Below are 13,499 nucleotides of genomic sequence, written 5' to 3' on the forward strand. Positions count from 1 at the left end.
ACAAACTATCGGATGGTTTCAAAGCTACCATCAACATAGCTGATACGGCCTACTTTGATATCCAGCCAGCCTACCTTGCTGCCATCTTTGAGGATGTCGGCAACTTCATTCTTGCCATACACATCAAAAGAAACACCGGACGAGCTACTGACGCGCACAACGCGGGGCTTGCCAATGCTCTCACTCATTTGCGCATTGATGACACTACTGCCATCCAGATATTGCGCAAAAATACTGTTACTACCGAAAGCGTCATTACTGCCAGTCACATTCAATTTTAATGGCGGGCGTTCTGGCACCTGTATAACGCCTGACAATGCTACTGCCTTGCGCACAAAATTATTTGCTGACTCGGGCTTGCTGCTATCGAAGCTGCCGTAGGCAAAGCGCTCTACCGTCAATTGACCGTTGAAAATCTCCAGTGCATTTGCAAGGCCTGTGGCATTGCTGATGCTACCTATAAAATCAATACGATTTGGTTGATAGCTGAGGCCATTCTTGTCGGCAGATGCATTTCCGATTTTTATCTCGCCATGCACTTTGCTATTACCAGCTTCAGCCGTAATCGCCAGATTGAATTCTTTGATGCCATTTTTTTGCAGATTACCTTTGTAATTCAATGCAACAATTGCGTAAGAACTTTTATCCAGTGACAGACGTGAACTTACCTGATCTTTGACATAAGATTTAAGCTCACCACTAAAGTCATAGCGGAAATTGCCATCGACGGTTTGATTGCGGTCCGTGCGAAGACTCCAGCGTTCAAAATCTGAAATCAATTGACCAGCGCTATTCGTGCGTGGCGGCATCTTGCCTTCAACCGTGAAGGCATATAGCTTGTTGCCTTCCATGGCAATACTCATCTGACCAGTGTATGCATCATTTGAATTGCCATACGTGGCAACTACGTCTGCAGGATTAACTGGTCTTCTGAGGAAATCATTCTTACCTTCATTCCAGACGAACACTGCTTTTTGCTGTACCAGTTCAGATTTGTAGTTAAAACGGGTGACGTCATTTGCCACTGGTTCCAGCCAGATACGATCTACCAATTCCACCCATTCAACCTGATATTGATAAGCATATTTATAGGTACCCGGCAATATAAAGCGCGAGAAACGGCATTCTATGCCTGCCGCCTGCGCAGGTGTAGTTGCCACATTCAAGGCATCACGCATGACAGTGCAATCGCCCAGATTGCCGATATTCTGATAAACACTCCACAATGCAGTTTGCCCATAGAACAGGCCATTGACCGCAGTTGCATTGGTCTGACCATTTCTGTATTTATTGAATTGATCTATACCTTCGGTGATGGTTTTGGACCAGATCAGCAAATCTTTGTCCAAGGGTTGCGTCGCTTTTTCAAAGTCGGACTTGACAGCATTGAGGCGCAAATCCAGGCCACCATTTTGCTGCGAATTCGATACCGCATAGATGTTATTACGCAAGCTGCTAAATAATTGTTTGGTTGCAGCGATCTTGTCCTGTTCAGGAGCGGGTGTTGGCAAACTATTCGCAGTAAACGCACTTGTACCAGCTATCGAGTTTTTGCCTGATTTGTTGAGGTTTTCATCTTGTGCGACTTTTTCAAGGCTGGCACGCAAGGCGGCACGTACATCTTCTCGCAACACAAAATCATTGCCATCCAGCTTGCCCGCAGAAGCGATTTGTCTAACCACGCAAGCCACGCGACTGCCCTGGCTTGCAGTATCGCAGGAAAGTGCCTTGTCCAGTGCCAGTTGCGAAATGGCAGTCAGGCTCAGGCCCTGGATTTTTTCATCAACATAAGTATCTTGCGATGACTCTGCCGTCGTATGGATTGTCAACACCCTTTGTGGATCAAAACCCAGCAAGGCTTGTACACCTGCCCTGGCCCGGTCTATGTTTGTTGGTGTCAGGCCGCCCGCTTTTTCGGCAACCTGAACGATCAATTCTGTCAGCGGCGTAACGCTACCCCAATATACTGGTTCAGGACTGCTACCTTGTTTGACAACGCTGCGCAACTTCAAGTCTTCAGGAAAAGGCAAGTCTGCCTGGGTAGCCTCGTCATACATTATTGCGCCAGGCGCTGCACTTACTTCGATGAGGAAGCTGGCAACACTGCCAGGTACCGATATCGCATAGCTCCCGTCAGCGCCAGTAGTAGCTGTCGCAAAAGAACTGGCAGATTTATTACCGGTCTGATCAATACTAAAGGCTGATACGCGCGCGCCGACGATGCGCCCCTTTGCGACTATGCCGATAAATTGACGACCACTGTTACTGACAGCTACTGTGGTGCCATTCGCGTTATTGCTGGCTGTACTACCGCCCCCGCCTCCACCACCACAAGCGCTGAGCAATGCTGACAATAAGACGGGAATAAAAAACTGATACTTGTTATTTTTCATGAAGTAATTGAAGTTTGAGCGCAAAAGCGCACATGCATAAAAAGTACAAAATGCAGCTGGCATCTCAGAAAATGCAATATCTACAATTTTGTTACGAAATGTAAATGCAAAAAAGACTAGTGATTCTAACACCAGAAAGCTGTTTGGCTACACATAGGAAGAACAAATATGTGGCTATATGTATATGGGGTATAAATGGGATGTAAGTGAGATGCAAATGCAGTAGCGCAGCCGCATCCGGTGACTATCAATACAATCAGCGCTTGACCTGGTCAGGCTGTGCAGTCGTTGAAGCAGGTGAATTGGCATCAAGTATCTGTACGAAAATTTCGTTCTTCTTGATCATGCCGAGTTCAAAGCGGGCGCGCTCTTCCACCGCGTCTGTGCCGTTTTTTAAATCCTGTACTTCGGATTCGAGCTTGCCATTGCGTTCTTTTAATTTTTCGTTATTTCCTTTGACCTGCGCTACCTGCCTGTCCAACTCCCAGACACGCAACCAGCCCCCCTTACCCAACCACAGCGGGTATTGGATCAACATCAACAGGGCAGCAAAGGAAAGAGCTATCAAACGCACGGATAATTAAAGCAAAATAATAAAAACAAAACTAATCTGTTTCCAAAAGCAGACCTACAAGAAAAAGGGGAACTCCGTTCCCCTTTTTATTTGCACGATACCAGATTACTTCAGATTATAGAAGGCGTCGCGACCAGGGTAGCTGGCAATTTCGCCTAAATCTTCTTCAATACGCAGCAATTGGTTGTATTTTGCCATACGGTCAGAACGGGACAAAGAGCCAGTTTTGATTTGCAAGGCATTGGTACCAACCGCGATATCAGCGATAGTGCTGTCTTCTGTTTCACCGGAACGATGGGAAATAACGGCTGTATAACCTGCACGTTTTGCCATTTCGATGGCAGCAAAAGTTTCTGTCAAAGTACCGATCTGGTTGATTTTGATCAGGATGGAGTTGGCGATACCTTTTTGTATGCCCTCTTTCAATATCTTGGTATTGGTGACGAACAGGTCGTCGCCAACGATCTGGACTTTCTTGCCCAGCTTTTCAGTCAGGATAGCCCAACCGTCCCAATCGCCCTCAGCCATGCCATCTTCGATGGAGATGATAGGATATTTGTCTACCCAGGTCGCCAGCAGATTGGTGAAGTCAGCGGATGACAAAGTCAGGCCTTCACCTTCAAGGTGATATTTGCCATCTTTGTAGAATTCGCTGGCAGCACAATCCAGACCCAGTGCGATTTGCGTGCCTGGCTCGTAGCCAGCAGCTTCTATCGCCTGGATAATCAGTTTGATGGCAGATTCGTGATTATCTACGGAAGGTGCAAAACCACCTTCATCACCAACCGCTGTCGTCAGACCTTTGTCATGCAGGATCTTTTTCAGGGCGTGGAATACTTCTGCACCGTAGCGAACTGCTTCGCGGAAAGATGGAGCACCGACCGGGATGATCATGAACTCTTGAATATCCAGATTATTGTCAGCATGCGCACCGCCGTTGATGACGTTCATCATCGGTACTGGCAATTGCATCGCGCCTGAGCCACCAAAATAACGGTACAGTGGCAGGCCAGCTTCTTCAGCGGCAGCTTTGGCGACAGCCATGGACACGGCCAACATGGCATTTGCACCCAGGCGGCTCTTGTTTTCAGTGCCGTCCAGATCGATCAGGGTACGATCCAGGAATGCCTGCTCATTCGCATCCAGGCCCATGATGGCTTCAGCGATTTCGGTATTGATGTGTTCGCAGGCTTTCAAGACGCCCTTGCCCAAATAGCGCGACTTGTCGCCATCACGCAGCTCTATGGCTTCGCGGGAACCTGTGGATGCGCCTGAAGGCACAGCAGCACGGCCCATGACACCAGATTCCAGCAAGACATCACATTCAACAGTTGGGTTACCGCGCGAATCCAGAATTTCACGACCGATAATGTCAACGATGGCACTCATTCAATTCTCCTAAACAATCAAAATATCGAACAAAATAAAACGAATCTGACTTGCGTCTGCATCTGCTGGCCTCTGATATGGCTTGGTCACAGATAAATAAAGCAGTAATGAATTTGCTACTTCAAAATAATGGTGCAGATAATACTCCATTACTCTGGTTCGACGAACTGAACAAAACTTTATTCTTGCCGCTTTTTTGCACTGGTAAGCAAAAAAACCTGTTTCACTACAGGACAAATCAAGCAAAAGCGGATTCCCGGAATCCTAACCTTCATTCACCGTGCTTGTCGACGCTCAGCTTAAGCACAGCAACAACATTCTTTCAGGCAACTCGGCGGCGCTTTGCAAAAAAGGCGAACCGCATAGTGGCTCGCCTTTTCAATCGGGATTTAGCAGGATTTATTAATGACAAGCAAACCAGCAATCAAAAATCCAGGCTGGTTCAAGCATGCATCAAATCCATACAATCTCATGCCTTGTTAGCTTCTTGCACCTTTTTATGCGCTATCGCCGCCCTGGCGAAAGAAATAAACAAAGGATGACCATCACGCGGCGTCGATTTGAATTCAGGATGATATTGCACACCCAGATACCATGGATGCACATCACGTGACAATTCCATGATCTCGCACAAATCTTCTGTCGGCGTACGGGCAGAAACGATCAAACCTGCTGCCTCAACACGACCCAGATAATGGTTATTGGCTTCATAGCGATGACGATGACGTTCAGTCACGACATTGCCATAAATTTCTGAAGCCAGCGTACCAGAAATGACCGCACAAGTTTGTGCACCCAGACGCATAGTGCCGCCAAGGTCAGAATTTTCATCCCGTGTCTCAACTTTACCGTCATGGTTTTGCCATTCATTGATCAGAGCAACCACAGGCTGTTCTGTCTCAGCATCAAACTCTGTCGAGTTTGCCATGGCCAGACCTGCCTTGTTACGTGCATATTCAATCAGGGCAACTTGCATACCCAGGCAAATGCCCAGGTAAGGTATTTTGTTTTCACGTGCATAGCGGGCAGCCAGAATCTTGCCTTCTACGCCGCGTTTGCCAAAGCCACCTGGCACCAGGATGGCATCGTATTTTTCCAGGGACTTGGTACCGTGCGCTTCGATTTCTTCAGAATCGACATATTCAATATTCACACGGCTCTCAGTGTGGATACCGGCATGACGCAAGGCTTCTGTCAAAGATTTATATGACTCTGTCAGATCGACATACTTACCGACCATACCGATAGTGACTTCTTCTTTGGGATTTTCGAGCGCATAGATCAATTTGTCCCACATCGCCAGGTCAGCTGGTTTTGGTGACAGGCCCAGTTTATCGCAAACGATTTTATCCAAGCCCTGGTCGTGCAACATCTGTGGAATCTTATAGATGGTATCGGCATCCCATACAGAGATCACTGCTTCTTCAGCCACATTGGCGAACAGGGAAATCTTGGCGCGTTCATCATCAGGGATAGGACGGTCAGCACGGCACAGCAAGGCGTCAGGGAAAATACCAATTTCACGCAGCTTCTGCACACTGTGCTGGGTAGGCTTGGTCTTCAACTCACCGGCAGCGGCAACATACGGCACCAGCGTCAGATGCACGAAGGCAGCAGCATTACGGCCAGCGCGCAAACTCAGTTGACGGGCAGCTTCGAGGAAAGGCAGGGATTCGATATCACCGACCGTGCCACCGATTTCAACCAGGGCAACGTCAGCACCTGCTGCGCCACGGTGGATGAATTCCTGGATTTCATTGGTGATATGCGGGATCACTTGCACAGTCTTGCCCAGGTATTCGCCACGGCGTTCTTTGCGGATAACGGATTCATAGATCTGGCCAGTGGTGAAATTATTCACCTTTTTCATTTTGGCCGTGATGAAGCGCTCATAGTGCCCCAGATCCAGATCAGTTTCAGCGCCGTCATCGGTCACGAAAACTTCGCCATGCTGGAATGGGCTCATGGTACCTGGATCCACATTGATATAGGGATCAAGTTTGAGCATAGTGACTTTGAGACCGCGCGATTCAAGGATCGCAGCGAGAGAGGCAGCGGCAATACCCTTGCCTAAAGAGGAGACTACGCCCCCCGTAACGAATACAAACTTAGTCATTGCAGAAGGTGCCGAACGGCACAAGCGGGAAATTCGAATTATACATCACTAAGCCGTGATGTGCGAGAATTCCCGCTCGCAATTAGCTTGAAATTTCAGGAATCAGCAGATTTACATTGCATAAATAAATTGCAATCTTGCAAAATTCTGTGCGCCCTGACCATTGCTTAATTCCTTGATTTCATTGCTACGGCGGATGAAAGATGCGGATGCACCGAAATTTTCGCCACGCCATAAATAGCCTATTTCAAACTCGCCAACCAGGCTTTTTGGCTTGACTGCAGTAGTCTGATTACTAAAGTACCCGCCTTGTATGCTTGCATTGTAGGCAACAGCCTTAAGCTCGGTACGCAAGAAACCATAACTGGCCGGCTGTTCAGGCAAGGCATTCAGGCTGCCCGCACGCAGCATCAACTCGGCGCTGGCATCAGTAAATATATTACCGAAACGGCCCTTCAGACGCGGGGTGATATCTATATTGGACATGGTCACGATGCGGCCAGGTGAATATTCACCCGATAATACTGCGCCCCATTCATTACGCAACTGCGTACTCCAGCCTTGTGGCAAAGGCTGCTTCAGCAATCTGTGCAAATGCGTCTGCGTCCATTCGCCACCGGCGCAAGGCCCCAGACATCCCAGGTCCAGCCCCAGGCGCTGGCTGCTGCCATTGGCTTCATTCTTTTCACGATACACACCCGCAAACAACCAGCCAGCATAAGGGTGATCAATTTTGGCAATCTGACCTGGAGTCAGTTTGATGTCAGACGCTGTATACAACTCCTGCCCCAGTCGCCAGCCATAAGTCAGGGCCTGTGTGGCATCGGCTTTAGTAAAACTCTGCCCGATTCTGTTACCGCTAGTGTAAAAGCCATCATCTTTCTTGAACAGCAGGCTGTCATTATCAATATCCACTTGCCAGGTTGTCTTGCCAGTCTGCCGCACCTGTATGAATTCATTCCAGGATGGCAAAGTCTCTTGTGCAAAGACGCTGGTCGTGAAGAGCAATGTCGCCAATGGCAAAACAAATTTCAATGCAGGCTTGATTTGATTCATGTATTTGTCGAGATAGAGTTTATAGGGTACTTATACTGCGTTTAAGTTCATACGTTCCAGCATTGCCAACACGGCTGCGGCAGTTTGCTCAGGCACTTCCATGGGGATCAAATGTCCACCTGGAATAAGTACGTAATTATCACCCATTAATTTCTTTGTCGCATGAGGGCCAGCCTGGCGGCACTCTATGGATTCAGTACCTCCAACAAAACCAACTGGCACATTGGGGGGCCGTTTGTTCAATCTACCCAAACCATCCGGCAAGGTGCGGTAGATAGCTGTTTCCACTTCGCGCGTAAAACGCAGGGTCACGCCTTCCGGGTGAGGTTTAAGCCCGGCCTTCATATAATCACGCAAGACTTCTGGCGGCCAGATGGCAAACATCTCCTTCGATGCAAAATGCTGATAAGCCTCTTCTTCATTTTTCCAGAGATGACGTCGCCTCTCTGAAAAGCGCGCAGGTGAAAATTTTTTATCCAGGCCAAGAAATTTAAACAGGCGTAATAACATCGCCCGCCAGCCAGATACCACAGGAGAATCCAGCACCACCACCCCACGCACCAGGTCTGGCCTGGCCCTGGCAGCCATCAGGGACAAGATGCCGCCCAGCGAATGGCCCAGCAATATCACGGGTTGCTGATAACTTGCCTGCAAAGTGTCAATCAACTCTTGCACCAGGTTGCGCCAGCCATCTGTCACAGGATATGCAGGATTGTGGCCGACCATGTCGGTGGCATGCACATCATAATAGGATCGCAAATGATCGAGAAACACGCGATATGTCCCGGACGGAAAGCTATTGCCATGGACAAAATGGATGATGGGTTTTACGGTAGTCTCGTTCATAACTATAGGCATTGCATTAGCGGTCAAACCAGTAACGCGCGTTTTCCTGTCTGAATTGTGAAGTTTTCAATGATGCGCCAAATTGTATGCTGATTGCACCCGATTCATCTGTTCTTAGACGTTTTATTCCAAAATCAGCATAGCGCTGGAAAACTTCTGGCTTGGGATGGTGGTAGCGGTTCAGGTAGCCGACCTGGAAAATTGCCAACTCTGGCTGCACCACCTTCAGAAATGGTTCTGTAGACGATGTCCCACTCCCATGATGCGGCGCCAACAACACATTCGCCTTCAGTTTTTGCGGGATGCTGTTCACCAGCTCATCTTCCTGTATCGCCTCTATATCACCCGCCAGCAAGATGGAATGTAGCTTGGTAGAGACTTTTAATACGCAACTGCGGGCATTCGGTTTCCATTTCGTGCTTTCATAACTGGCTGTGCCAGGTTGCAAGACTTCAAAATGCACACCATCCCAATCCCAAGATTGCCCGCCCACACAACGCCTGTGCTGTTTTGCAGTTTGAACGATGGGACTATCCAGACTCAGGGACGTACTTAACAGGCCTACAGGCAAATGCTTGAGTATGCTTAAGGCTCCGCCAGAATGGTCATTGTCGTTATGGGAAATCATCATGACATCAAGTTCATTGATGCCCCTAGCATGCAGATAAGGCAAAATCACGCGGCTGCCACTGTCAGAATCAAGCCCCAGACTGGGGCCGCTGTCATACAGTAGTCTGTGATGTGCAGTTTCCAGCAATAAAGCCATACCCTGCCCTACATCCAGTGCCGTCACGGCCAACTCTCCCTCTGCTGGTTTTTGCGAAGTCTGCAATAACAATGGCAAGCAACAGACCAGCCCCAGCCAGCGCAAGGGCCAGGCTCTGGGAGCCAGCAGCCACAATACACCGGCCATGGCCAGCGCAAACAGCCAGAATGAAGGGACAAGTGCTGTCCACACGGCATACGGCAAGGCACTGAAGTAAGTCAGGAAGCGCGCCAGAAAATCGACGAAGACATGAGCAATTTGCAGCAGCCATCCTGACAAAGGCGCAGGCAGGATACTGCCGACCAAGGCCAATGGCGTGACAACAAAGCTGACCAGGGGAATAGCGATTGCATTTGCCAGCGGGCTGATGAGGGATATCTGGCCAAACAGGAACATGGTCAGCGGTATCATGCCCAGAGTTACTGCATATTGCATCAGTGATGCCGAACGCAAAGCAGCCATAAAGCCAGCAGCACGACTTTCTTGCGGTTTGACGCGCCCTTGCCCGCCAGTCGCAAAAACGATGACGCCGACAGCCGCAAAAGATAACCAAAACCCCGCAGACAACACCGCCCAAGGGTCTGCCAATACGACAAGTCCCAGCGCCAGGCTTAACACTGCAGAAAAACTGCTGATGCGCCCCGTCCATATCGCTACCGCCACGACGCTGAGCATGATCAAGGTTCTTTGCGCAGGCAACCCAAAGCCAGCCAGGGCAACATAGACCAGTGCCATCAACGCACCTGCCAGTGCCGCTACCTTTTGCGCAGGCAAACGCAAGGGCAAAGAGAGATTGAGAAAGAAAGAGCGTCGCCAGAAATAAAACACCAGGCCAGCGAACAAGCCTGCGACCATGGTAATGTGCAAGCCGGAGATACTGATCAGATGACCTATGCCCACCCGGTTAAATACAGTCCAGTCAGACTGAGGGATTTCACGCTGATCACCAACCACCAGGGCAACCAGCACCCCTGCATATTGCTGGCCAGGTACGGCAGCGTGGATACGGTCGCGTAACTTGGCGCGGCTGTATTCAACGACATTGTTGATGCTCCAGACAAAGTCAACCAGCGTGCGGTTATAGATAACGGCTTCCGGTTCAAATTTATCGAGCCTCACCGTGCCAGTAGCACGTATGCCCTGCTCCAGCAGCCATGCCTCATAATCAAAGCCAGCGAGTGGATTGGCGTTGCCATGCGGGCGCTTCAGCCGCACTTTGAATTGCCAACGTTCACCTGGCTGGACTGTCGTCACCTGTCGCATATCACTGCCGCGGTCGGCACCATACCAGGACAATGCGACTTTGGACGGCCAATGTGCAATGCCCGTCAGATCGCCAACACCATCAGCACGCACCTGCTCTACCGCAAAATTGAATCTTTGCCCTTGTTCAAACTGAAAAGGCAGGCTGTCTATGATGCCAGTTAATACTACATCCTGGTTTTCCCATTTTTTGGGCAACTCTTCGCGCATATAGAAATGTGCATAAGCGCTGGCCCAGACGAAGCCAAATAGAGTAGCAACCGCAAAGCGCGCGGGCAGATGTAACCAGGGTACTGGTTTGTATTTAACCAGAAAAAGAATGATAACTAGTGATGAAGCCACCAACAGCGCCAACAAGTTGTAGCTCAATAGCGCTGCCTGTTGCTGCAAAATGGCGACGCCCAATACAAAGCCCAACATCACCGCTCGCACAGACTAACCCCTTTGCATGCGTGGCATGATGTGCATGGCATTGGCGGTAGTTGCCTGCGCCACTTCATCCAGACTCAGATGACGCAATTCTGCCAGCACAGCCCCTATCTTTGGTAACTGGGCCGGTGCATTTGGGCCCTCTGGTAGCCAGCTTGGCGGGATATCTGGTGCATCAGTTTCGAGCACGATGCTGGACAAGGGCAAGTCCGTTGCCAGCCTGCGTATCTGCAAGGCGCGCGTGAAAGTCATGGCACCGCCAAAGCCCAGCTTGAAACCCATATCAATGAAGGTCTGCGCCTGCTGTGCGCTGCCGTTGAAGGCATGAGCAATACCGCCCCGGACTTTGATGCGTCGCAAATGCTTAAGTATGATGTCTTGTGAACGCCTTACATGGAGTAGCACAGGCAAGTCAAAATCCCTGGCCAGCTTCAGTTGTTCTGTATAGAAGTATTCCTGCTTTTCCTTCAAAGGGCTCTGTGTCAGCGCCGGCACAAAATAGTCGAGGCCAATTTCGCCTATAGCTACCAGTTTTTTGTGTGCATCTGTTCCAGCCATCAAGGTACTTACTTTTTCGCGCAAGAGCAGCAAGTCTTCTTCTTTTGAAGTTGGCACATACATGGGATGTATACCCAGGGCATAAAAACAATCGGGGCGCTGCTCACCCAACTTGATGACAGTATCAAAATTGCTTTTGTGGACGGCAGGCACAACAATGGCCGAAACGCCTGCTTGCGCAGCAGCTTCGACCACAGCCAGCGATGTGCCGCCAAACTCACTTGCATCCAGATGACAGTGGCTATCTATCCACATAATATCCACACATAGCTTCAAACCCAGGCTAATTGATTAATAGCCTGATTATGAAGCAGTTTGCCTGCGGACTACAATACTTTGAACGGGGACTCTTGCTTGCATTTTCTTGCGAGCACGCCAGCGCCAGACTATCAGGCCCGCCGCCAGGGCTGCCAGCAAGTGCTTGAGACTGTGGCCACTCATGAACTGGAGTTGCTGCAAAATCTGCCCATCCAGCATTTCAGTGATTTTTGCAATCACGTATAAAAACATCGCTGCACCAAATGCCAGGCGGTCTGCACGTTCTGCTTTCCATATCCATTGCCATAAGGGGATCAATACCAGAGTCAAGCCCTGTATCAGTAAATAGGGACGCAAGTCACCTGTCTGCTGCCACCAAATCACAGACATCAAAGCCGCCATCAATAACAGCACCAGCTCCATGAAGGCTTTGCGCGCATCCATGCCTGGCAGGCTATCTGCCCTGACTGCCGCCAACAGACTGCAACAGGCAAAGGCGATGGGCAATCTATCCCAGAACAGGCGTGCGTCGTCAGGTGCCAAATGGTAATAACTGGAACCCACGGTAGTGGCAGCGATACTGAGAGCAAAGACGCAATAAGCGGGAAATGAAACACCAACATCGCCCTTGCGATATTTCTCCAGCAAAAACCAGCCACCAACCATCGCCACTATCGCAAAGCCAAGATTGGTCAGCACATCAATCGCATGAGGTATACCCGCCCAGTCTGACTGGTCGGCAAAGTCATGATAATGCGCTAGCTGGGCTATTGGCCCATGCAGTAACAGCACTAAGGCTGCCAGCGCCGAAATCAGCAAAGGCAGCGTACGCAATCCAGCTTTCATTTTCTTCACCTATGTTTTAAGAGATAGGTAATTGTGGAGACAGGCAGCAAATAATGTAACTAATACTGGTAAAGTAGCACCATACAATAATCGAAGTATTAAATCCCGCAACCTTGCGCATGCAGAACCATGACAGAAATCCGGCAATTATTGAACAGCATCAAGCAGCAATTGAAGCTGCAAGGCAAAACATATAGGGACGTGGCTGTGGCCCTGGATTTGTCCGAGGCCAGTATCAAGCGCCTCTTGAGTGCCGATAATGGTGCCAATATGAGTATAGAAAGGCTGGCACAAATCAGCCAGTTTCTGGGCTTTAGCCTGATGGAGATCACGCAAGAGGCAAATACCAGCAACACCCGGATCCATAGTCTGAGCCCTGCGCAGGAAAAGGAATTAGTTTCTGACACAAAATTGCTGCTGGTGGCAGTTTGCGCCCTGAACCACTGGAAATTTGAAGAAATCCTGCATGTCTATCAACTCAGTGAAACAGAATGCCTTAGCAAACTCTTGCGACTGGATAAATTATGCCTGATCAGCCTGATGCCAAACAATCGCATACGCTTGAATATCGCGAGGGACTTTGACTGGCTGCCACATGGCCCCATACGCCAATATTTCCACGACACTGGTATGGCAGATTTTCTGGATGCGCCGTTTAGTCATGAATATGAGTCACAGCATTTCATACATGGCATGCTGACAGATGCCGCCGCTGAAAAATTCCAGGCTGAGATACGCCAGCTCAGGCAAAAATTGGCTGAGCTGCATACCGAGAGTTTAAGCAGTCCGCTCAAGAAAAGGCGCGGCACGGCTGTATTGCTGGCCACGCGTGAATGGGAACCAGCCAGCTTCACTGCCCTGCGCAGAAAACCTTAGTGTGACTTAGGGAATCTCTGATTAAGTCCCCGAGCAATGATTCAGAAACGGTAATATAAGCTTATTTTCCATTGAATCATAAATACCATGAGACAGACAACATTTGCCGAAGGTGGCTTTGAACGCTAT

At 49.4% G+C, this 13,499-nt stretch carries 11 protein-coding genes; 2 read left to right on the forward strand and 9 right to left on the reverse strand.

The window, feature by feature from the left end:
• Nucleotides 1-5 precede the first annotated feature (5 nt).
• From ACO0LI_RS22940 to eno, 3 genes are all read right to left on the reverse strand, one after another.
• Nucleotides 6-2,393 (reverse strand): hypothetical protein, encoded by a 2,388-nt coding sequence (locus ACO0LI_RS22940; RefSeq protein WP_423035487.1) that lies wholly within the window; start codon nt 2,391-2,393, stop codon nt 6-8.
• Nucleotides 2,394-2,649: 256 nt separating this feature from the next.
• Nucleotides 2,650-2,967 (reverse strand): cell division protein FtsB, encoded by a 318-nt coding sequence (ftsB, locus tag ACO0LI_RS22945; RefSeq protein ID WP_422953158.1) that lies wholly within the window; start codon nt 2,965-2,967, stop codon nt 2,650-2,652.
• Between the two features lie 105 nt (nt 2,968-3,072).
• Nucleotides 3,073-4,356 (reverse strand): phosphopyruvate hydratase, encoded by a 1,284-nt coding sequence (gene eno, locus ACO0LI_RS22950; RefSeq protein WP_186954594.1) that lies wholly within the window; start codon nt 4,354-4,356, stop codon nt 3,073-3,075.
• Between the two features lie 50 nt (nt 4,357-4,406).
• Between eno and ACO0LI_RS22955 the strand changes: the two genes are divergently transcribed.
• Nucleotides 4,407-4,898 (forward strand): hypothetical protein, encoded by a 492-nt coding sequence (locus tag ACO0LI_RS22955; protein WP_423035489.1) that lies wholly within the window; start codon nt 4,407-4,409, stop codon nt 4,896-4,898.
• On the opposite strand, the gene ACO0LI_RS22960 is transcribed toward ACO0LI_RS22955, so the two are convergent.
• The 6 genes from ACO0LI_RS22960 to ACO0LI_RS22985 all read right to left on the reverse strand — a co-directional run bounded on the left by ACO0LI_RS22960 (nt 4,826) and on the right by ACO0LI_RS22985 (nt 12,494).
• Complete coding sequence (locus ACO0LI_RS22960; protein ID WP_423035491.1) at nt 4,826-6,472, reverse strand: CTP synthase; 1,647 nt, start codon at nt 6,470-6,472, stop codon at nt 4,826-4,828. The two genes, ACO0LI_RS22955 and ACO0LI_RS22960, sit on opposite strands and share 73 nt — an antisense overlap.
• A gap of 111 nt (nt 6,473-6,583) precedes the next feature.
• Entirely contained in the window at nt 6,584-7,528 is a 945-nt protein-coding gene (locus tag ACO0LI_RS22965; protein WP_423035493.1) for a lipid A deacylase LpxR family protein, read from the reverse strand.
• 30 nt (nt 7,529-7,558) lie between these two features.
• The gene (locus ACO0LI_RS22970) at nt 7,559-8,374 is read right to left on the reverse strand and encodes an alpha/beta fold hydrolase (protein ID WP_423035495.1); all 816 of its coding nucleotides are present in this window, start codon (nt 8,372-8,374) and stop codon (nt 7,559-7,561) included.
• Between the two features lie 16 nt (nt 8,375-8,390).
• Complete coding sequence (locus ACO0LI_RS22975) at nt 8,391-10,823, reverse strand: DNA internalization-related competence protein ComEC/Rec2 (protein ID WP_423035497.1); 2,433 nt, start codon at nt 10,821-10,823, stop codon at nt 8,391-8,393.
• Between the two features lie 15 nt (nt 10,824-10,838).
• The gene (locus tag ACO0LI_RS22980) at nt 10,839-11,645 is read right to left on the reverse strand and encodes a TatD family hydrolase (protein WP_423035499.1); all 807 of its coding nucleotides are present in this window, start codon (nt 11,643-11,645) and stop codon (nt 10,839-10,841) included.
• Between the two features lie 48 nt (nt 11,646-11,693).
• Nucleotides 11,694-12,494 (reverse strand): hypothetical protein, encoded by an 801-nt coding sequence (locus ACO0LI_RS22985; protein ID WP_423035501.1) that lies wholly within the window; start codon nt 12,492-12,494, stop codon nt 11,694-11,696.
• A gap of 129 nt (nt 12,495-12,623) precedes the next feature.
• Here ACO0LI_RS22985 and ACO0LI_RS22990 point away from each other — a divergent pair, with 129 nt between their 5' ends.
• A complete protein-coding gene (locus ACO0LI_RS22990; protein ID WP_423035503.1) occupies nt 12,624-13,370 on the forward strand; it encodes a transcriptional regulator in 747 nt (248 codons plus the stop codon).
• Nucleotides 13,371-13,499 lie beyond the last annotated feature (129 nt).

This window comes from Undibacterium sp. Tian12W (genome assembly GCF_049339405.1).
In the GTDB taxonomy this organism is placed as follows: Bacteria; Pseudomonadota; Gammaproteobacteria; order Burkholderiales; family Burkholderiaceae_D; genus Undibacterium.

What these genes read in the sequence shown, in the direction of transcription:
- ACO0LI_RS22940 (WP_423035487.1), bottom strand. Translation starts at nt 2,393, where the DNA reads ATGAAAAATAACAAGTATCAGTTTTTTATTCCCGTCTTATTGTCAGCA.
- eno (WP_186954594.1), bottom strand. Translation starts at nt 4,356, where the DNA reads ATGAGTGCCATCGTTGACATTATCGGTCGTGAAATTCTGGATTCGCGC.
- ACO0LI_RS22960 (WP_423035491.1), bottom strand. Translation starts at nt 6,472, where the DNA reads ATGACTAAGTTTGTATTCGTTACGGGGGGCGTAGTCTCCTCTTTAGGC.
- ACO0LI_RS22965 (WP_423035493.1), bottom strand. Translation starts at nt 7,528, where the DNA reads ATGAATCAAATCAAGCCTGCATTGAAATTTGTTTTGCCATTGGCGACA.
- ACO0LI_RS22970 (WP_423035495.1), bottom strand. Translation starts at nt 8,374, where the DNA reads ATGAACGAGACTACCGTAAAACCCATCATCCATTTTGTCCATGGCAAT.
- ACO0LI_RS22975 (WP_423035497.1), bottom strand. Translation starts at nt 10,823, where the DNA reads ATGTTGGGCTTTGTATTGGGCGTCGCCATTTTGCAGCAACAGGCAGCG.
- ACO0LI_RS22980 (WP_423035499.1), bottom strand. Translation starts at nt 11,645, where the DNA reads ATGTGGATAGATAGCCACTGTCATCTGGATGCAAGTGAGTTTGGCGGC.
- ACO0LI_RS22985 (WP_423035501.1), bottom strand. Translation starts at nt 12,494, where the DNA reads ATGAAAGCTGGATTGCGTACGCTGCCTTTGCTGATTTCGGCGCTGGCA.
- ACO0LI_RS22990 (WP_423035503.1), top strand. Translation starts at nt 12,624, where the DNA reads ATGACAGAAATCCGGCAATTATTGAACAGCATCAAGCAGCAATTGAAG.